14 protein-coding genes are annotated in these 21,322 nt (G+C 32.9%); 8 read left to right on the forward strand and 6 right to left on the reverse strand.

The window, feature by feature from the left end:
* Positions 1-62 precede the first annotated feature (62 nt).
* From VB776_RS10225 to VB776_RS10235, 3 genes are all read right to left on the reverse strand, one after another.
* Positions 63-698 carry a cupin domain-containing protein gene (locus VB776_RS10225; protein ID WP_323328650.1) on the reverse strand — a complete coding sequence of 212 codons (636 nt, stop codon included), beginning with the start codon at positions 696-698 and terminating at the stop codon, positions 63-65.
* A 361-nt stretch (positions 699-1,059) separates the two neighbouring features.
* Entirely contained in the window at positions 1,060-2,091 is a 1,032-nt protein-coding gene (locus tag VB776_RS10230; RefSeq protein WP_323328652.1) for a DUF1593 domain-containing protein, read from the reverse strand.
* A 10-nt stretch (positions 2,092-2,101) separates the two neighbouring features.
* A complete protein-coding gene (locus tag VB776_RS10235; protein WP_323328654.1) occupies positions 2,102-3,505 on the reverse strand; it encodes a DUF1593 domain-containing protein in 1,404 nt (467 codons plus the stop codon).
* 77 nt (positions 3,506-3,582) lie between these two features.
* Between VB776_RS10235 and VB776_RS10240 the strand changes: the two genes are divergently transcribed.
* The 8 genes from VB776_RS10240 to VB776_RS10275 all read left to right on the forward strand — a co-directional run bounded on the left by VB776_RS10240 (position 3,583) and on the right by VB776_RS10275 (position 15,781).
* Entirely contained in the window at positions 3,583-4,434 is an 852-nt protein-coding gene (locus VB776_RS10240) for a helix-turn-helix domain-containing protein (RefSeq protein ID WP_323328656.1), read from the forward strand.
* Positions 4,435-4,899: 465 nt separating this feature from the next.
* A complete protein-coding gene (locus VB776_RS10245; RefSeq protein ID WP_323328658.1) occupies positions 4,900-5,940 on the forward strand; it encodes a serine hydrolase domain-containing protein in 1,041 nt (346 codons plus the stop codon).
* A 958-nt stretch (positions 5,941-6,898) separates the two neighbouring features.
* Complete coding sequence (locus VB776_RS10250) at positions 6,899-7,534, forward strand: response regulator transcription factor (RefSeq protein WP_323328660.1); 636 nt, start codon at positions 6,899-6,901, stop codon at positions 7,532-7,534.
* A gap of 9 nt (positions 7,535-7,543) precedes the next feature.
* Positions 7,544-7,951 carry a response regulator gene (locus VB776_RS10255; protein ID WP_323328662.1) on the forward strand — a complete coding sequence of 136 codons (408 nt, stop codon included), beginning with the start codon at positions 7,544-7,546 and terminating at the stop codon, positions 7,949-7,951.
* Positions 7,941-9,857: a sensor histidine kinase gene (locus tag VB776_RS10260; RefSeq protein WP_323328664.1), complete on the forward strand. Its 1,917-nt coding sequence runs from the start codon at positions 7,941-7,943 to the stop codon at positions 9,855-9,857. The genes VB776_RS10255 and VB776_RS10260 overlap by 11 nt, the downstream gene beginning before the upstream one ends.
* Complete coding sequence (locus VB776_RS10265; protein ID WP_323328666.1) at positions 9,835-10,923, forward strand: ATP-binding response regulator; 1,089 nt, start codon at positions 9,835-9,837, stop codon at positions 10,921-10,923. Before VB776_RS10260 ends, VB776_RS10265 begins: the two co-directional genes overlap by 23 nt.
* A gap of 977 nt (positions 10,924-11,900) precedes the next feature.
* The gene (locus VB776_RS10270) at positions 11,901-13,715 is read left to right on the forward strand and encodes a sensor histidine kinase (RefSeq protein WP_323328668.1); all 1,815 of its coding nucleotides are present in this window, start codon (positions 11,901-11,903) and stop codon (positions 13,713-13,715) included.
* A 227-nt stretch (positions 13,716-13,942) separates the two neighbouring features.
* Complete coding sequence (locus VB776_RS10275) at positions 13,943-15,781, forward strand: sensor histidine kinase (protein WP_323328670.1); 1,839 nt, start codon at positions 13,943-13,945, stop codon at positions 15,779-15,781.
* Positions 15,782-16,060: 279 nt separating this feature from the next.
* Here the strand turns inward: VB776_RS10275 and VB776_RS10280 are convergent, their stop codons facing one another.
* Genes VB776_RS10280 through VB776_RS10290 form a run of 3 tightly spaced genes read right to left on the reverse strand, consistent with a single transcriptional unit; the run spans position 16,061 to position 21,318 of the window.
* Positions 16,061-17,413, reverse strand: a complete 1,353-nt coding sequence (locus VB776_RS10280) for a DUF3526 domain-containing protein (RefSeq protein ID WP_323328672.1) — start codon at positions 17,411-17,413, stop codon at positions 16,061-16,063.
* 1 nt (position 17,414) lies between these two features.
* Positions 17,415-18,863: an ABC transporter permease gene (locus tag VB776_RS10285; protein ID WP_323328674.1), complete on the reverse strand. Its 1,449-nt coding sequence runs from the start codon at positions 18,861-18,863 to the stop codon at positions 17,415-17,417.
* A 4-nt stretch (positions 18,864-18,867) separates the two neighbouring features.
* On the reverse strand, positions 18,868-21,318 hold the full coding sequence (locus VB776_RS10290; protein WP_323328676.1) for a TonB-dependent receptor: 2,451 nt from the start codon (positions 21,316-21,318) through the stop codon (positions 18,868-18,870).
* Positions 21,319-21,322: the final 4 nt, after the last annotated feature.

Consider the following 21,322-nt stretch of genomic DNA (forward strand, 5'->3'; position numbering starts at 1 on the left):
AACGAACAAGTAATTATGAAATAAGACCCTTTTCATAATTACTCTGTTGGGCTGTAGATTTTCTATTTCGGTCTGTAGTCTTCATTGTAATTTTTGTAGCCAATTAGCCGTGCAGTCGGTGCCAGTAAAAATTTCAATGTCTTTAAAACTGCTTTTGGTGGTGCATCTGCTGTTGGATAAGAATCGAATTTGTTGCCTAATACTGCAAGTTGAAAAAGAACTTTTGGGGGCTTAGAATTAGCTTCATTTTCATCCCAAAATGGATAAATCTGAGAGAGACAAAAAGCAAAATCCAGTGGCATTACACTTGTTACTACAACAACAGAATCTGTTTCATTAAATGGTTTATGTGGTGTGTCTTTGGGGATGACAATTGTTTGTCCAGTTGTAAATCTTTTTATGTCGCTGCCATATAGCATTGAAAGTGTCCCACTTTTTACAACGAAAGTCTCCTCGAAGTTTTCGTGTACATGTGGCACAGGTCCATTTGATTGGGCTTGAATAGTTATGTCTGTGGTAAGTAGCCCATTCTCAACTTTTACGATTGTTTGGGTAAGTCCTTCTAGTTTTGAATGAAACGATTGTCCCACTTTGAAATAGTCGGTTAAATCTGGGGTTTTAATTGGAAATATCCAATAGTGTATTACAAGTCCACCGATGAAATAACCTGCAATAACAGAAACTGTCCATACTACCATTTTTCGTACTTTTATTTTCATTGTATCGATTGATTTTACATTCTGAATCGTTTTAAACTTACAGCCAACACGCTAATATTCAAATGTATTGTAGTATTTTTTGTGTTGTTGAAATGGTTAATATTTCAAATGCTAAAGTATCAAATTAAAAACTAACATTACTCTTTCAACCCAAGCTTTCTTCCAAAAAATTATCAAACGGTATTTTTTGCGGATTTCATCTAAAACGTAAGTAGCATGGAATCTGCTGTATAAGGGATAAATATTCCTTTTGCCTTGCAACATTTAATATATTCAATAAGCCCTTTCAAGCGTGATGCTCTTCATTGTTTTAGGTCTTAGGAAACCCTAAGATCTAAAACTAAGGAAGCATCCACGTTGCCCTAGTTGCAAAATCTTCCTGAACTTGGCTTCGCCATTTCCAAACAGATTGAGCTCCAACAGGGTCATCAAACCAATGGTTCTTCTTCGAATCAATTTGTATAAATTTTCCACCCCAACTATCTTGATTGGGTTTTTCAGGATTATTGATGCCTTTGATGGCGCTTACTAGATACAAGAATGACGGTGAATCACCTTCCCATACGCCAGGTGTTTCTGGGTAAAAACCACTTTCTGGATATATCGCACCGAGTAATCCATGTCCTTTACGGATATGCTTATTAATCCAATTTAAGTCTGATAACTTAATATCTGCTCCTTGTGCATTATTAAACATACCCATATAATTTCGACTCGACATAATGATAAATAATTCTGGAAATGTATCAAGTAACCACTGCCCAGATCCATCTTGAAGTCCAACCATATAAATACGTATTTTTTGTACGATTCTTCTTAAATCTGAAGCGCTCTTTGTCTCTTTTATAGTCCATAATGCTTGAGATAAGTCTGAAGACCCCCCCCAAATACAGAACCAAATCGGGGTATCGTCTTCTTTTTCTAATAGCTTTATTAATTGCTCTGAAGCTTCGCTTTCTCTACCTTTTCCAATTACTTCTGACGCTGGACGTCCATACGTTCCAGAAAGCCCTTGCCATGTGACAGCACGTAATTGTTTGGCTGTTGGATAGCGACTATCCTTTTTTTGAAGATTGCTACGAACATAATCATACAGGTATAGCATATCGAAAATATGCTGTTTGTTAGCTACATTGGCAAACGTTGCCGATGTGGCCACAAGAGCTTCTACTTTAAATTCGTTTGCATATAGTAAAAACCTAACCATAGACTGTAGGTCATCTGAATCACTTCTTTTTTCAGGCACGCCAAAGCCCATTCCTCCTGGTATTACATCTATAGGAGGAAAATCTGACATGATAACTACTCTTGGTTGGGAATAACCATCCCAAATTCCTACTACAATTAAAAGCAATGTTATGTATATTTTCATGATTGTAATGTTATTTGATTGGCTCCAAAATAATTCTTCTATAACTTGTTAAATGGGGTTCACCGTTGTCTTTTACCTCACAGATAATGTGAATACTTGTCCCAATAGCATTGGAAGGAACATTTACGCTAGCTTTTGCATCATTAGCTCCAGTAATGTTAAGGTTACCCGTATAAGTACTTGCCTCTGATAAAAACCACCACTTATAATTAAGTTGATTATTATCTAAATCTTTTGATTTTGAAGCATCAAGCGTTAGTGTAGTTCCACTTTTGGGTTTTAATTTTATTATATCTGTTCCTTCAGATTTATTGATAATGACAGTTGGATTACTGTTCCCACGACCATCTTTTGCCCAGTCCATTCTTGCTGCAAAGTCGTTAAAAATGGCGGGATAGAAATATGAAGCATACTTCGATGCAATTTCTTTCGCTTTTCCTTCATGATTTGTGTATGAATAGCTTGTATTATCAGGACCAACTCCCCAATTAAAATATCCTCCCCAACCAACATCGCTAGGGTTGCTTGGAACATTTAGACCATTCGGAAGTAAATACAAGAATGAAGGAGTATCGCCCTCTACACCATATTTATATTTGGGATATACTTTTCCTAGATTTCCATGACTTTGAATATTTTTTTCATATTCTTCCCAATTTTTCTTCCCTGTACCATTTTGGTATAACCATGCGCTTTCATCCCACAAGTAAACAAGGCTTTTCTCAAAGTCTTTCCGTAACCATTGCTGAGCACTGATTTCAAAAGGTGTTCCTTTCTCATAAGACCTATCTTGGTCTGTAATTGCATAAGTTGGAATTTTTTGTAAGAAAGTTCGTAAGTCTTCTGTACTTCGTTCGTTTTTTACTTTCCAAATAGCTTGTGCCAAGGTATTACCACCGCCCCATAAACAAATCCACAAAGGTCGCTTGTCGTCTGAGTCAGCCTGCTTAATTATTAAATTGCTACCATCAGAATCATAGCCTTGACCAATATTAGCGATGCCTCTTTTTTTACTCCCAAATACGGTACGCTCCCGTAGGTAGTTTGCACTTGGCCAATAACCAACTGTTTGCTTATTTTCATTGGATAGGTGACCATTTTGATTTGAACGCTTCATCAAATTAGGTAAATCCTTTTCATAAGCATCAATAGTATTATGGATTAAGCCGAAAAAATCATCTCTTGTTTCGTCTAAACTCCAACCTGTAGTATAGACAATACCTTCTATTTCGAACATATCTGCATAAGCAAACAATCTCACTAAGGATTCGCTGTCATCGGTTTCCCATGTTGAAACATCTGTCAGTACAATTATTCGAGGTTTTAATTGGGTTGATTGAGCATTAACTTGAGCGTTTGACAATTCAAAAAATACCATCCAAAATATGACGGTAAAAAGTAGTTTAATTTTCATGGTTTATATATTTAGATTTAATATCGTAAATTTAAATCTTGTTATTAGGTTAAAACAATCTATTTTTCGAGATAAACATGATGAATACCGAGATTTTAAATAAATACAACGAAAGTCGGCAAGAATACAAACCTTATGGTTTGACTTGTGAGTTGTGGACTCCTAATTTGATGTCTAAACCTGATAGACACAACGAAATAGAATTAAATTATTTTGTAGAGGGTAATATGACCTATTTATTCAACGATAGAAAAATAGTGATTCCAGCAAAAAGAATTGCCGTGTTCTGGGGGCTAACACCACACCAAATTATTGATTGTAATACCACATTGCCCTATTATGTATGTACAATCCCTTTCTCTCAATTTCTATCATGGAATCTTCCCTCTTCTTTTGTTGATAAGATTTTAAGAGGAGAAGTAATTGTAGCGTCAACTGAAAAGTATGCTGTAATGGATGAATTTATGTTCAAAAATTGGAATGGAGAAATCAATCAATCTTCAAATATGGAACTTATATTGTTAGAAGTTCATGCAAGGTTGTTGAGATTAGCGCTTGAAACCACATATAATCATCATGAATTTACATCAACTCAAAAATATGATTTTAGTGTAACAGAACAGATAGTAGTTTATATTACTCAAAATTACTTACAACCAATTAGTATTGCGGATATTGGCACAGCCGTTGGGCTACATCCTGATTATGCAAATTCAATTTTTAAGAAAGCCTTTGGTTGCACACTACATGAGTACATAATTCAAGAGCGAATTTCACATGCTCAAAGAAAATTAACAATCTCCAACCAGAGTATTACTGAAATAGCTTTTGAATGTGGGTTTAATTCAATTAGTCGTTTCAACGCAACATTTAGAAAAATGAATGGCTGTACACCACGAGAATACCGAAAGACCAATATTCTTCTTTGATTAGTGCCTCTGAGAAAACCCTTATTCAGTTCCACAGAATTTCATCTTAGCTGTTAAGTACCCATTTCCAAAAGAGTTAAATATTGAAATTTATAGAATTGATTTTGAAAAAGTCATTCCTTCATATTTCTGGTGAGTATCTTGAAATAGCTCAAACTTCAAACTGTCCGTGGTTTGTTCCTTATACCCAAAAATGTTAAAGAGCGACACGCTCGCAAATGTATCAGGGATAAATATTCCTTTTGCCTTGCAACATTTAATATATTCAATAAGCCCTTTCGAGCGTTAGGCAATTTATTGTTTTAGGAAACTTATAAGACTAGTTTAGGATCTAATAATAGCTTTGTTTATATCTATTACTTAGTTTTAGGGAAAAAACAGCAAACATGCGTATGTTTAAGAGTTGGTGTCAATTATGACAAACCGCTTGATTAAAACAAGACAACAAAAAATAAAGACATTTTAATGACACAAACATTCAGACTTTTAATCCTTTTTTTAGCAATCCTTCTAATAAGTAGTGGTAGTTATGGACAAGAAAAAGACGACTATTCTTCCAAAATAGATAGTTTAATCAAAATGACAAATCCGAGAAGTTTCAACGGAGTAATTTTGATTACTCAAAAAGGTAAAACAAAATATAAGAAGGCGTTTGGATATTCAAATTTGGGAAACAAAACTCCTTTAAAAACCAAAGACAATTTTATTATTATGTCAAACAGTAAACAAATTACAGCTGTTTTGACTTTAAAAGAAGTTGAAAAAGGGAAAATAGATTTACAAAGTCCAGTTAGAAAATATTTACCCGACTTGCTCCAAACTTGGGCAGACACTGTTACAGTTCATCATTTATTGAACTTCTCTGCTGGAATAGCCGATATTGACAAACCCTTGATTTTTAAACCAAGTTCTGACTTTAAATATGGCAACACGACTTATATAATGCTTGGAAAGATAATAGAAAAAGTTACTGGCAGAAGGTATATTGATGTAGCAAATGACTTGTTTCAAGAATTAAAAATGAAAAACACATTTTGTTTCGAGCAAGGAAAAGAACAAAATCGAGTTCAAGGTTATCGTAACACAAACAATAATTTTGCAATAGTAGAAAAGCCAATTGAAAATAATGATATGGTTTCTGCGGCTGGAATTATCTCAAATGTAATTGACTTAAATACTTGGGACGAATTATTACACAAAGGAAAAATCCTAAAACCAGAAACCTACAAACTAATGACAACTTATAGTATTACTGCACAACATAACGCTTTTGGAAAAGAAAAAATAGGTTACGGTTATGGCATAAGAATAAGTGACAAAACTCCAATCAAATATGTAGGACACACAGGTGGCGGTTCAGGTTTTGTATCATTTAAAGTGTACTTTCCCAAAACAGACGTGGACGTAATTGTATTAGAAAATCAATCTAATGAGAACATAGACTTATTTTATGAATTCGAAATTAAAATTAGAGAAATAGTAATGAATAGTAGCTTAATGAAATAATAGCTGCCGCCAATAACATCGTCTTCTTGGTGGCTGAAAGCAAAGCCATGAAGGCATACGGTTAGTCTTGACCTGAGCGGTCGGCTTCGGTGGTTTCTTTTATGGTTTATAGTTCGGTTTGAAGATATTGGGAAGAGTAGGTTTTGCCTGCTTTTTTGTTTTTAGTGCTTTTTAGAGTTTAATGAGCTATTTTGTTCTATTAGGTATAAAACTTACCTTAACCATAAATCAACATTTATGGATTTTTTTGTTTTGGTTCTCCTCTGTTCATTCCATCTTTTTGTATAGTCAGTTTTTTCACAAACTGCCATTCTTTTTGGGTTGCCTGTCAAATATTCAATCCCAACTTATGAAGAAATTGAATAAAAGCGGTTTGGAAACACAACTTTCGCCCAAGGAAAAATCAATCTTTATGATTATACAAAATCATCACAACATTCAGTAGGGAGAAATTTCTGAAAAATTGGTGATACCATTACCTACTGTAAAACGTATTCTATCGGAATTAATCAATAAATGATTGATTGAAAAACAAGGTAACAGGCGAAATGTGAGTTCCACAATAAAATAGATAAAGAGAAAAGTTATATTAAAGATTACCCTTCATTTCCTAAAAATGACTCTATTATAAAAACCCCTATTTTAAGGGATTGTATAACGATATAATAAAAACTTACTTTGCAATGTCAAGTTTAATGTTTACCTAACCATGTGCTTGAGGTTCGCAACCATGAATTTTAAGAAAGTAACAACTTGATATTTATTAATACAATTAAACTAACGGTGAGTCGGGCGGATATTGCTGTTGGTTTAATTGTATTATGAATGTTCCTGAGCCATGAAAGTAACAGAAAAAGTGATGATTGTCATTTTTTTTTAGAACCTTCATTCTCTATGCTCATTTCAAAGGGTTTTACCTTTGGCTGAAAGAACATTTGAATCATAATAAATTTAAGAAATGGATTTGTTAATAGGAATCATCGAAGATGATCATAATTTAAGAGATAATATAGAGAAGTTTTTCTCATTATACCCAGATATAAAAATTGTTTTTTCTGTGAATAGTATAGAGAAATTTTTTATTGAAAATAAATCATTAACGCAAGAGCCATACCTAATCTTTATTGATATTGGTCTTCCGGGTATCTCTGGAATAGAAGGTATCAGCTTGATTCGTAAAACCTACCCTAATGCACACATAGTGATGATAAGTGGTACTTGCAATGAGGATTCTGTTTGGGAAGCGGTAAGTGTTGGTGCAAATGGATATTTATTAAAGCCACTTTCGCTCAAGAAAATTATAGATCAAATAGATATTATTAAGAATAATGGAGCTTTGATTTCGCCAGAAGTAGCCTCAATGTTGTTTTCTAAGATTGCTCAGAAAACAAAAGAAAAAGAAGCTAAGATAGAAGGTGTTCTTACAAAACGAGAACTTGATGTGGTTGATTATTTACTTAAAGGACAAAGCTACAAAGAAATAGCAAATCAATTATTTATCAGTTACTCCACTGTAAATGACCATATTAAAAAAATATATGCAAAGCTAGAAATTAATTCGAAAGGTGAATTATTAGCTTTATTCATCAACTAAAAAATAATTATGACCAAGCACCCATTCATTTTAATTGTAGATGATAATAGAATGAACAGGCTTGTGTTGTCTAAACAATTGAGTTCTTTTAGAATGTCAATTGGAGAATGTGAAGACGGACAGCAAGCTGTTGATTTTATCAAAGAAAGTAGTTACCAGCATATAATTGTTCTATTAGACTTAAATATGCCTGTGATGGATGGCTATAAATTCTTAGTCTATTTAAAAGATAACAAGGTAGAATTTAGGGGAAAACAAATAGAAGTAATTGTAGTCTCTGCATCAGAATATGCAGTATATCAAGAAAGAAAATTAGAGGTAGAAATTGTAGCGTATTTACAAAAAGTAGTAAGTAAAGTAATGCTTATTGATGCAATAGAACTTGCTATTGGAAAATTTGACTTCGATGGTTTTTAAAAAGAATGACATAGCCTTGGATCTCCGTTTTATCTTAAATGAAGTTCCCTTTGCAGTTTTATTAGAGGATAATCAAAGAAGGTTACAATTTGTAAATCCCAATTTTTGTAAACTATTCAATATTCCTCTTGAGCCAGAGCAATTGGTTGGTTTCAACTGTGAACAAGCCGCTGAATCTGCTGCGCCGCTTTTCAAAGATTCTCAAGAGTTTTTAGAAAGAGTAAAAGAAATTCTTGAGAAAAAAGAACCCGTTAGACAAGAAATCCTTGAACTAGCTGATGGAAGAGTTTATTTAAGAGATTACTTACCTATTATCAATAATAATTTTTTTGAGGGACAAGTATGGATTTACTATGATTATACCTACGCTCATAGTTTAGAAATGAAGAAGAATAATCAGAAGAAATTCTATGAAAGTATTTTGTTGAATATTCCTGCTGATGTTGCAGTTTTTGACAAAGACCACAAATATTTATTTGCCAACAAAAGAGCTATCAAAAATGATGAAATCAGAGAATGGATTATCGGAAAAGATGATTTTGATTATGTGAAATTCAGAGGAAGAGACGTTAGTATTGCTGAAAAAAGAAGAGAGTTATTTAAGAAGGTCGTCAACCAAAAAGAGTTCAATGAATTTTTGGAAGAAAACATCACTCCTGAAGGCAATATCCAGTATCATCTTCGCAGAATGCACCCATTTTATGCTGATAACAATGAATTAGAGTTTGTTGTTGGCTATGGAATGGATGTTACTTCTATCAAAAATGCAGAAGAGAATGTTAATCGCAGAGAGAAAAATTTGGCTCAGATTACAGAAATTCTAAGTATTGCTGTAATTGTGATTGACCAATCCTTTAATGTTATTTATACAAACTCTTCTTTTGAATCTACTTTTGGTTATGCTTCTGACGATATTATAGGGAAATCAATTGATGAAATTGCTATTGAAAATATTTCTTCTTTGATAAAGGAAATAGGGCTTGCTAAGAGGAGTAATAGTTTTGAAGGTTCGACCAAAGAATATCGTTTTCAAGATAAGTATGGTTCAAAAAGATATTTAAGTATTTCGTTTGTTCCATATAACACGGCTGAAAGCAATGAAATATTTTATGCAATCTTTTTTAGTGATGTAACAGATCAACATCTTGCCGTTTCTGAATTACAAAAAATCATAGAAAAGGAGAAAAGACTGAACGAGCTTAAATCTGGTTTTGTAAATATTGTTTCTCATGAAATGCGAACACCGCTTTCTGTTATCCAGTCGAGTGCGCAAATTATGGAAATGCTTAACGAAGCTAATAAACTTGACAGAGATGCTGTTGATTTCCATACTAAAAGGATTGTTAGCGAAGTGAATGGTATGGAGAGCTTGATGGAAGAATTACTCTTGATAAGTAAAATAGAAAGTGGTAAAGTAGAATTTAGGCCGTTCCCACAAGATTTAGAAAGTTTCGTAAAAGTAATACTTCATGAAAAATATACACAATTGGCTGATGGAAGACAAATGCAAGTAATTGTAAAAGGAGTAAAACAAGAAGTAGAGTTTGATAGAATGATGATGAATCATATTCTGAATAATGTTATCAGTAATGCTTTTAAGTATTCAGAAGGAAAAAGAGATCCAATATTACAACTACATTTTAGGCATCATTCTGTAACTATAATGGTAATGGATTATGGAATTGGGATACCTGAAAAAGACTTACAAAATTTATTTAAAGCTTTCTCAAGGGCTTCAAATGTAGATTCAATTAATGGAACAGGGTTAGGTTTACATGTGATGAAATATTTCACAGATTTTCATCAAGCGAAAATTTATTGTAAATCTCAAATAAACAAAGGAACATGTATAATGCTTGAATTCACCTATAAATCATATTTGAATGCCAAAAATAGTATTAATTGAGGATGAGATACAATTAGCAGAGAACACAAAAATTATCCTTGAAATTAATGGGTTTAATTGTTTTGTTGCTAATAGAGGACAAGAAGGAATAGATTTAATAGCATCTATTAATCCGAATTTGGTTATTTGTGATATTAATTTAGACGAAATTGATGGTTATGAAATATTAAGACAAATAAGGTCAAACCCTCTATTTCTAAATTTACCCTTTGTTTTTTTAACTGCCAGAGCTGATTTTGTGGATAAAAGAAGAGGAATGAATGCGGGTGCAGATGATTTCTTGACTAAGCCTTTTAATGCAAAAGTGTTAATTGAAACCATTCAAGCACGCCTAGCAATGAGTAGCCAAAAAAAGGAATCAGTAGGTATCGAAATCAAAAAAAATGCGATAGATGTATTTTATCATGTTTCTAATCATGAATACCTAACACCGCTTAATGGTATTATTAACTTAAGCGAGATTGCTTTGGATATGGTTAGGAATAAGCAAACTTCCGACATAGAATCTTTATTAGAAGGTATTTATTCTTCTGGTAACAGGATGTTGAGGACGACCCGAAAACTATTATGGTACAACCAATTATCAAATTCGGTAAATCCTTGGAAAAATGTGTTAGGAGCTAATAGCCAAATAAACGCCATTAAGTTCCTACATGAAATTGTGGATAGTGTAACTAAAAGTTCATTGAAAATATTTGACATCAATATAAAGTCAAACGTTACTTATTTATATGGATATGATGAGAATTTAATTCAAATTATGTTCACGGAGTTAATTCAAAATATAGTCAATTTTGCTGACCATAATCGAAAAGTATATATAAATGCAAGATTTGAGAATGATTTTTTAGTTTTAATTATCAGAAACCATTATTTAGATAATTATACTATAACAACTGAAGATATAAAGCCATTTTATCAAGCACATAATCCCAAAGATATGAATGGCACAGGCTTAGGCTTATATATTGTAAAGGAATGGATTGAATTAATAAGTGGTGGTTTTGAAGTAAAAGGTGAAAATCAATTGTTTGATGTCATCATAAAAATTCCAGTGAGTTTGTAAAAATACTGATTTGGGAATAACCATAGTTAATAAAAAGATAATTAAATGCTTAACCCTAATTTTAATTCAATTACATTTCCGATAGCAATCATTTTGAGTTGTTTAATTATCTTTTTTTTGATTTACAATATTAAAAGAACAACTCAAAAAAAATGCCCAAACTGTGATAATAGGTTTTGTACAGTAATCAAAACTCCTTTCTACTTAAAAGTACTCTTATTTTATCTGAATAATTTTGAATATTATAAATGCAACCATTGCGGTAATAGCTTTATTCTCATCATAAAGCTATGAATAATCTAATACACAAGTCATAGTAGTAATTTAATTCACTTTTAAACAATAGTTTTTTTCACTAACACATTACAATCATGCAACAACCTTACATTTTTGTATTATTGGTTTTACCAATAATACAAATCATCATGCTCTTATTTTATACTTTTAGAAAGGCTTCTACAAATTGCTGTCCAAAATGCAAGAACATTTTGAGTGGTGAACGAACTAGAAGACCCTTCATGGTAAAACTTTTTTTATCACCATTTTTTAGCTTTAAATACTATCACTGTTTGAGCTGTTACGCTGGCTTTTTTATCCCTATATCCGAGCTGAAAAAAGAAAAGAGTACCAATGAAGAACTGACTGCAAAATAGATTTCAGATTAAATATCTTGTTGATTATTTCGATTCCTTAAAGATTCTTCAAAGCAATACTTGTCTTATGATCGGTATTGCTTTTTTATTTCCTTCTATTAGTAAAATAATTTGTCTTACCCCTTAAATTAGGGAAAAACCCCTACTTTAAGGGATTGCACAGACCTTAAATAAACTGTTATTTTGTATTGTAAGTTAGAAAGATTATGATATATCAAATTATTAACATTCACTAACACACTGAATTGTTTACAAATAGGCTAACCTTTTTCGAGGTGCACAACTTGACTTTTAAAATGACTTACCCAACAACACTAACAGCTTATGATATTGAACAATCAATTTCTCGACGCATTAGATGAATTTGTATTTATTGTTGATACAGAATATAAAATACTGGCATTCAATAAATCTTTCTCTTCACTCTATTTTTCGCATTTTAATGTGTATCCCGAAATTGGAAAAGAAGGGCTAATGAACAATAGTCCAAATCTTGGAGAAATTGTTAAAAGTTCATTCCAGAGGGGATTTAGTGGAGAGCGTTTTAAAATTAGCAAGCAAGTTAATGGTGTATATCTGGAATTTACGGTTAGTCCTATTTTTGATGTAAACCAAAAAGTTGAGTCTTTAGTAGTTTCAGCTCGTGAAACTACGCAGACGAATAACCTGATTAAAAAAGTTTCGGCTCAAGAAGAAAAATATCAATATGTCGTTGAAAATATTCATGATGTAATTTTTCAAACCGATGCTGTAGGTAACTGGACATTTTTAAACAAAGCTTGGACTGAGATTTTCCAATATACCGTTCAAGAATCTATTAACACTCCGTTTTATTCGTACTTACATCCAGATGATGTCAGGAAAAATGAATTACTTTTTGAACCACTTATTAATCGTAAAAAAAAGTTTTGCCGTCATGTTATCCGTTACATTACCAAAGCTGGAAAGGTAAGATGGATTAAAGTTTTTGCTACGCTTTTAATAAATGAAGAAAATGAAATTATTGGTACAACTGGTACTTTAAGAGATATTACTGACGAAAAAGTCAATGAGCATTTCAACGAGCTATTATTAAACAATGTCCGTGACCTTATCTGTATTCATAACCAAGATGGCACTTATCTTTTTGTTTCGCCCTCTATTGAAGATTTAACAGGATTCAAACCTTATGAATTAATTGGTAAAAGCCCTTATGATTTTTTTCATCCTGACGACCTTAAACTCGTCGAAAAACGCCATCAAGAGATTTTAAAAGTACGAGGAGATAGTACGTATATATCATATCGTTTTTTAAAGAAAAATGGAGATTATGTTTGGGTGGAATCTAATTCCAAGATATTCTTTGATGAGTATGAAATTGAAAATAGGATTATCACCTCAACACATGAAATTCAAGAAAGAAAATTGGCTGAAGAGAGTATGATGAAAGCTCTTCACAAAGAGAAAGAGCTAAATGAGCTAAAATCTAGGTTTGTGGCGATGACTACTCATGAATTTAAAACACCACTTTCAACTATTTCTTCATCTGCTGAAATAATTGAAATGTATGCTGAACGCACGCTTAATGTTGATACTGAAAATATTATCAAACAAGTAAAAAATATCAATGTAGAAGTACTTAGAATGACTGATATGATGGATTCTTCTCTATTTTTAGAAAAAATAGAAGCCAATAAAACAGAAGTAAACAAAGAAGAAATAGCTTTAGTAAGCTTAGTTCAGTACATTATTGACAGACAAGTAAGACATCAAAAAGATAAACGTAAATTATATTTTGAATTAAGAGGAACAGTAAGAAAAGTATTTGCTGATGCTCAACATTTAGAGCATATTTTAGATAATTTAATTTCAAATGCTTTTAAATACTCTCAAAATAAGCCAAACCCAGTTTTAATTTTAACTTTTAATGAAAATAATTTCACCATCAATATTATAGATTATGGCTTGGGAATTCCACAAAATCAGCATAAAAAAGTTTACTCATCTTTTTTTAGGGGAGATAATGTAAGGGATATTAAAGGTACAGGACTAGGTTTATTGATTGTCCATAATTTAGTGAAAATGAATGGTGGTAAAATCACTTTCGAAAGTGAAGAAAATCAAGGAACTACTTTTACTTTAGAATTTCCGTACTTCTAAAAAACGCTCCAGCATCAAAAAATAATAGATATAATTTTAAAAGTGCAAAAAATGTTTAAATTTATGATTATTGTTAGTGTTTTATTACTTTTCTTAAAGGATATTTACTGACAATTCTACCATTTCATATCAATAGAAATTTTGAATTAGTTCAATAATCATTAACTCCAATCAATAAAGATGGGTGAAAATGTTTTTTACCATTATCTATTAAACTCATTTTAAAGATGACTAAGCAAAACGACCTGTTATTATTAAGCCAAGAAGCATTAGATATTCTGATAGATCCTGTTTGTATATTAGATGCAGCATGTAATTTTGTTTTTTTCAATAAAGCTTATTCTACTTTTTTTAAAGAATTATATGGTTATTCCCCAGTAATCGGAAGTAAAAGACTTACTGATACTGACACTTTGTTTTCATCTGTTGCTCCAAATAATATTAGAAGAGGTTTGAGTGGAGAAAGATTTAGGACTACTCATGAAGCCAAAGGAAAATATTATGAGTTTTATATCAATCCAGTTTTTAATACCGAACAAAAAGTGACTCATCTTATCATTTATTCAAGAGATGTTACTGAAAAACAACAACTGATTCTAAAAGTATCTGAACAAGAAGAACAATATAAACATGTAGTTGAGAGTGTACACGAAGTGCTTTTTCAAACAGATAATGTTGGAAATTGGACTTTCCTGAATAAGGCTTGGAGTGATATTTTAGGTTATTCTATTGAAGAATCTATCGGAAAACCTTTTTATACATTTCTACACCCCGACGATATCAAAAAGAATGAATTACTTTTTGAGCCTTTAATTAATCAGCAAAAAACTTCATGTAATCATTCTATTCGTTATATCAGCAAAGCTGGTAACATCATTTGGATCAAAGTTTTTGCTACCCTTTTAACGAATGAAAAAAAGGAAATTTTAGGTGTAACTGGCACTTTAAGAGACATTACTAACGAGAAAGCGAATTCTCATTTTAGTGAGTTATTGTCAAGTAATGTGCGTGATTTAATCTGTATTTACAATCTTCAGGGCGACTATCTTTATGTTTCTCCTTCAAGTAAAGATGTTTTGGGTTTTGAACCAGAAGAACTAACAGGCAAAAATGTGTATGATTACTTTTATCCTGATGATATTGAAGAAGTACAAAGAAAACATGAACTTTTACTTTCGGAAGATAAAACAGAATCATTAATTGAGTATAGATTCCTGAAAAAAGATGGTGAATTTGTTTGGTTGCAAACGTCCTATAAAATGTTTTTTGATGAATATGATATTGAAGATAGAATTATTAGTTCAAGTAGAGAAATAACGTTGAAGAAAAAAGCTGAAGAAAGTATGATGATTGCTCTTCAAAAAGAAAAAGAGCTAAACCAGTTAAAGACAAGATTTGTGGCAATGACAGCTCATGAATTTAAAACACCACTTTCTACTATCTCTTCTTCCGCTGAAATTATAGGAATGTTTCTTGAACAACAAAACAATGATATTTTTAGGGAGAAGTTAAACAAGCAACTTGATAATATTCATACTGAAATTGTTAGAATTACTAAATTAATGGATGAAACCTTGTTTTTAGGCAAAATTGAAGATGAAACTACTGATATAAAAAAGATAGAAGTAGATTTGGTTTCAATTGTAAATTATGTCATGGAAAGACAAAACAGGCATCAAAAAGATGGAAGAAAATTAATAGTGAAGCAAATCGGAGCGGCAAGAAAAATACTTGCTGACCCACAGCATTTAGAACATATCATTGACAATTTGGTATCGAATGCTTTTAAATATTCTCCGAAAAGAGAGAATCCAAAATTAACCTTTTACTTCAATGAAAATGACTATGTCATTGAAGTAAAAGATGCTGGTATCGGCATTCCAAGAAATCAGTATAAAAAGGTTTATTCTTCTTTCTTCAGAGGCGAAAATGTTGGAGGAATAAATGGAACAGGTTTAGGATTATTAATAGTACATAACTTAGTAAAAATGAACGGAGGTATTATTACTTTTGAAAGTGAGGAAAATGTTGGAACGACTTTCAGGTTAACTTTTTCGTATGCTTAATTCAATAACGATAATCGGCTAGCTTTTTAATAAGGTAGTCGTTTGCTGATTGCTTGAAAAATATTATAACAAACAAAGAGCCAAAGTCATCAAATTGACTGAAGAATGTGTGAAAGTGCTACAAAAAGCATTGATAGCTATTGAAAATGCTAACCTTGATTTCTGCCTGACTATATTCCGTTCTCTTACTTTTGGAATTACTTTACATTGGTGTACTCATCAGTCACGTCAAAAAATGGCGGAACTGATGGAGTAAAATAATCTATTCTTCCTAAACAACTATAATTTATTAATACTCTTCCTAAAATTCACCCAACCGAATCCTCCAAAAAGTAAACTAAAAACGATCAATGATAGATATGTTTGTAAGCTTTCGTTTGTCGTCTGATTCTTAAATATTTCTGCCTCAAACTTTTTCCAATTTTCACTATTGACAGGCACTTCAGCGAATATTTTTGGGTAAAAATATAATCTTATTTTTTCGTGAAATTCGCCCGTCTCGTCTAAAAATGCTAATTGATTGCTCAATCCGGCTTGTGCAATTTCATTAAGTTGTAATTGCGTGTGAATCGTCGGAATAAATTGTGCGATAAGCTTGCTTGCATTATTTCGCTGAATCAATTTTTGTTTGAAAGCAGTAGCCTGAGCCGCTGCATCGTCGTCGCCAATTTGTTGCATGGCATAATACCAAAGCCAACTAAATTCTTTATCAGGTAAAGGGAATTTTTTAAACTGAGGATAGCGTGCGTAAAACCTGTTCATTGTTAAGGTTTTGTCCATATCCCATTTTTCATGATAACCTTTTCTTTGTTTGAGTGTGGTGGACAAAGCTTCGGGTACAGGGTATTTATTTACCAAATAATTATTCAAACTGGCGGGTAGAATAATGATTAGGACTATCCAAATTGACAACAAAATAACTGCATTGGCATTAGAATTTTTCTGCAAAGATGCTACCCAAAAACATATTCCAAACCAAAATAAAATGTACAAAATGGAAATTCCGACAAAAGAAAAAAAGATGCTTTCTAAAGGTATTTTCAAGAAAAAAACTGACAAGAATAGGATAAAAAGTAAGACGGCTATCACAGCGATAAACCTGATAAAAAAGAGTTGCAAAATATATAAAAACAAGTTTTTACTCTGAATCGCCACAATTCGCCAAGTGCCAGATTCTTTTTCTTCTGAAATAATATTGTAGGTAAATGCAATGATTATCAATGGAAACAAAAAGATAAGTACAAAGCTAAAATCAATATTTCCGAGCAGAAGATTGGTCGGATTGTTCAAATCTGCATCGTACTTCTGGGCTTCTAAACCTCTGATGGTTAGGCTCTGAATGGAAGAGTTGACATCTCGCTGACCAATCGACAAACCATTGATAGGCAATGTTTCGTTGACAAAGGCAAACTTCAAATAGTACAATAATAAACCTATTTCGTCTTTGTGATAATTGACATTTCGGGCAATGTACTCTTTTTGATAAACCGCTGTTTCTGTAATATTTTGTTGTTGTTTTTCTATAAATTGTTTGCCTACAAAAAGGCTAACGATTCCTGCGATGAGTAAAAAACTTAAACCTATTTTTACGCTATTAGACCGTATAAAATTCTTGAATGCTAAGACTATCATATTAAATTGCTTTTAAGGTTTTAGACAGTATTCTGATGAAAAATAAGAGTAATCCAACCCAAAAAATAAAGGCTAAAACAGAAATGATTTCGTGGCTAAAAACCGAACTTACTCCCGAAGGTTGATATTCAAATTCGTGCATTTCTTCCCAATGTTTTTTGTCGAGGGTATGAGGTTTTTCACCTATTGCTGGCTTTTTATTACTGATATATTTTATCTGTAATTCATTCATTTTCTGAGCCATTTCGTAGCGATATTGTTCTGCTTGCTCCTGAAAATTGATGTATGAAGCAAAATCAGTACTTGCCAACGCCATTGATAAGTTTTTAATCGCCATAAATGGATTCAAAAATGCCATGACTTTTGAAAAACTATTCTGTTTATCATAGATTTTTAGTAGCTCGTCTAAATGATGATTATAAATATTAGCACTTATTTTTTCGCCTTCTGCCATCACAAAACCGCTATAATTGAAGGGCAGTTTTTGTACTGAATCTACTTGATAAACTGTCAGCAGTGAATCTTTCAAGTTTTTATAATGTGGGTCGTCGGGGTTGTGGCTATCGCCTTCTTTCAGAATATCATTTTCTATATCGGCATTAAATTGTGCTTTTGATGGCGTCGAATAAAGGTAAGCTCCCAACGCCTGCGAACCTCTCGGAAGTACAATCGTCAGCATCAACCAAATGCCAATAAGTGAAGTAAGTGCCGTTTTTGAAGTTTTACTAATGGCAGAAATCAAGACAGCAATCACACAAAAAATAACTAAATAGACAAAATAAACGAGTATAATCAAGAGTAAACGAATACTTTCGTCTATTGAAATAGTCATATTTTGAAGTAAAGCCCAAAGTAGAATCGTAGCTACGATAATCGGGATAAAAAGCATCATTACTACGCTAATAATTCCAAGACTTTTACCTACAATTAGTTCTTTCCAGCTTACTCCTTGGCTCAACAATATTTTAAGCGTTCCGTTTTCTCGTTCGTTAGCAATACTGCTAAAACCCAAAAAGAAAATTAGCAATGGCAAAAGTACTTGTAGCACCATCGCAATACTGATTTCACCAAAACGCAACATTCCAGTTGAAAAACCTGCTTCCGAAAAGTTGACAGTATTTTGTTTATGAGCTTCAAGAAAAATGGTATTGCCCAAAAAACTTTCCATGCCAAAATCAAAAACACTTAGCGGAGCTTTTGGACGAAAAGCAAAATGACCAAAATGTGCCATTCGATGCGGATGCTTGTCGGGATTACTCAGCCAATCTTTTCGGGCTTGTTCTTGGTATTTTGCTCGTATTTCGTTTTGTTTCTGAAAATTTATCCAGCCCGAAAAAGCTGCATAAATCAGCAGTAAACCGATAAAAACCGTTAGCAGAAATACTCCCTTATTTCTAAAGGCAGTATTTCTAAAATGCTTGGCGATAAGAATTTCTGTATGTGAAAACATATTGTTAAAATTTGTACGTCAATGTAAGGGTCATATTTCTTGGTGCAGCAGGGAACAAACGCAAGTAGTTTTGTGCACCTAGCCAATAAGTAGTATCAAATATGTTCCCAGCATTCAAGGCTACTTGTACGTTACTGTTGTTTGGCGTGTAATAAAGTGCTGCATCAAAAGCGGTGAAAGCAGGCACTTCAAAAGCACGAGTAAACCAAGGAATTTTACTGCCTTGGTGCTGAACGCCCAAACCCACACCAAGGTCTTTGAGGGCTGAAGTAGCCAGAAAATTATAGCGAGTCCAGATATTAAAGCTGTTTTTGGGGGTATTTTGCTTTCTTGCACCAATCAATGATTCGTCGTTATCTTTAAGGATAATGGCATCAATGTAGCTATATGATGCGTTGATTTGCCAATTGGGTAAAATATAACCCGCAATATCCCATTCAATACCTCTGCTTCTTTCTTCACCACGAGTAACCAGAAGGTCAGGATTTGTGGAGTCGTTGGCATTCATCAAAATATTTTTCTGCTTGATTTCATAAAAAGCCACATTCAATCTTACTCGGTTATTGAACAAGTCAGTTTTCATACCCAATTCTTTCAAATCACTTCTCAGCGGGTCAAATTGGCTACCCGCAGGCAATGAACCCGTTTGTGGCATCAACGTTACAGTATTGGATTGCGGCTGGAAACCTTCCAGATAAGTACCGTAAACATTGATAGATTTATTGATGCTGTATGTCAAACCGATTCTTGGTAATAATGCCGTTTTTTCTACCGTCAATGGATTATTGGCTTTGTAGTTGGTGATGTCTTTGAACCATTCGTTTCTTAAACTCAACAACAAAGTAAATTTATTCCATTGTAATTGCTCTTGAATATAAATGGCATTGGTCGTAGTAAGTGCCGATGGTAAAGCCGTGCGAACATTTAAAGTATAATCTTCTACATTACGAATGGTATAAGTTGGATTCGACAAATCGAAGTGATTTACATTTGGTTTTGGTAATACTTTTCCCCCAACAGTAATAGTCTGGTAATTGGCGGCATTGGCTAATACAAACGAACTTGCCACAGAACCGTCTTTTAACAAATAGCCACGAGCCGCATTTTGTCCGCCACCTTTCAGTTTTTGCCAACTGTTCAAATCGTAACCTACTAATAATTTATGACTAACGTTTCCAGTTTTAAAATCAAAATTGAAGTACGAATTAAGGTTATCAATATTCCAATATTGCTGACGTTGAACAAATTGCATCGCTGCCAAGCTTGTTACAGGTTGGTTGGTAATATCTACGGCAAAAGCATTGGTGGTGCGGTGTTCTTGTAAATTTTCTGTCCAAGATTGTTTCATGTACGAAGTATTGAAACCAATATTTTGGCTAAACTTATGAGCAATATTTCCCATAATGATTACTTCTTTAGATTTGAAAAAATCATTGGAAGCACCCAAATTCAAACTTATAGGCGTACTGTTCAAATCTGTTTTACCAGCCGTCGCCCCGAAAATTGGCTGACCTCTGTCCAAATTTCCCGTCATATTACTAAAAATCATTTCGGCATTTATGGCAGTTTTGTTGTTAGGAATATAGCTAAACGAAGGCGAAATCAATACCGATTTATTTCCGACTAAATCTCTGAAAGAACGGGCTTCCTGATACGCCGCATTCACACGATACAATAAAGTTTTAGTATCGTTTAAAGGCCCCGTAAAATCTAACGTTCCTCTGAAAGTACTAAAACTACCTACACTTATACTTACTTCTTTTCTATCAATCGCCAAAGGTTTTTTTGTCACCAAATTGATACTTCCCCCCGGGTCAACCGATGAAAAAGTAGCACTGGCGGGACCTTTGATTACTTCTACTCTTTCAATATTACTTGTCAGTGGTTGTAAGAAATAATACTGACGAGTACGCATTCCATTAATAATTTGTCCTTCTTCGTTCTGACTAATTCCTCTAATCGAATATTGATTGTAATAACTTGAAGGAATTACTCCACTAGCAATTTTTACGGCATCCGCCAAATAAAAAGCCTGTCTGTCGGCAATTAATTCTTTCGTTACAGTTGAAATCGACTGAGGAATGTCTTTATTCAAAGCAGAAATTCTCGTTGCCGAAAAAGAGTATTCGCTGTTATAATCTTTGGCTACTCTACCCAATACTTCAACTGTTTGTAATTCTTTGTTTTCGGGATTCAATTCAATTTTCAAAAAAGTACCATTGGCTTTTACTTGATAGCTTTTGTACCCTACCGAAGAAACCTTGAGTATTCCTTTTCCTACAATTTCAAAATTACCTTCTGCATCAGTAACAGTTCCTTGTTGCGTATTTAAAAATTGAACATTCGCCCCTTTGATTTTTTCTCCAGTACTTGCATCGTTTACTTTTCCTTTGATGGTTTGTGCTTGAAGGTAAATAGAGGTTAATACAGATAAAATGGTAAAAAAGTACTTCATAATA

The organism is Arcicella gelida (assembly GCF_034931025.1).
Lineage (GTDB): Bacteria > Bacteroidota > Bacteroidia > Cytophagales > Spirosomataceae > Arcicella > Arcicella gelida.

Coding starts and splice junctions, on each gene's coding strand:
- VB776_RS10225 (WP_323328650.1), bottom strand. CDS start 698: ATGGTAGTATGGACAGTTTCTGTTATTGCAGGTTATTTCATCGGTGGA.
- VB776_RS10230 (WP_323328652.1), bottom strand. CDS start 2,091: ATGAAAATATACATAACATTGCTTTTAATTGTAGTAGGAATTTGGGAT.
- VB776_RS10235 (WP_323328654.1), bottom strand. CDS start 3,505: ATGAAAATTAAACTACTTTTTACCGTCATATTTTGGATGGTATTTTTT.
- VB776_RS10240 (WP_323328656.1), top strand. CDS start 3,583: ATGATGAATACCGAGATTTTAAATAAATACAACGAAAGTCGGCAAGAA.
- VB776_RS10245 (WP_323328658.1), top strand. CDS start 4,900: ATGACACAAACATTCAGACTTTTAATCCTTTTTTTAGCAATCCTTCTA.
- VB776_RS10250 (WP_323328660.1), top strand. CDS start 6,899: ATGGATTTGTTAATAGGAATCATCGAAGATGATCATAATTTAAGAGAT.
- VB776_RS10255 (WP_323328662.1), top strand. CDS start 7,544: ATGACCAAGCACCCATTCATTTTAATTGTAGATGATAATAGAATGAAC.
- VB776_RS10260 (WP_323328664.1), top strand. CDS start 7,941: ATGGTTTTTAAAAAGAATGACATAGCCTTGGATCTCCGTTTTATCTTA.
- VB776_RS10265 (WP_323328666.1), top strand. CDS start 9,835: ATGCCAAAAATAGTATTAATTGAGGATGAGATACAATTAGCAGAGAAC.
- VB776_RS10270 (WP_323328668.1), top strand. CDS start 11,901: ATGATATTGAACAATCAATTTCTCGACGCATTAGATGAATTTGTATTT.
- VB776_RS10275 (WP_323328670.1), top strand. CDS start 13,943: ATGACTAAGCAAAACGACCTGTTATTATTAAGCCAAGAAGCATTAGAT.
- VB776_RS10280 (WP_323328672.1), bottom strand. CDS start 17,413: ATGATAGTCTTAGCATTCAAGAATTTTATACGGTCTAATAGCGTAAAA.
- VB776_RS10285 (WP_323328674.1), bottom strand. CDS start 18,863: ATGTTTTCACATACAGAAATTCTTATCGCCAAGCATTTTAGAAATACT.
- VB776_RS10290 (WP_323328676.1), bottom strand. CDS start 21,318: ATGAAGTACTTTTTTACCATTTTATCTGTATTAACCTCTATTTACCTT.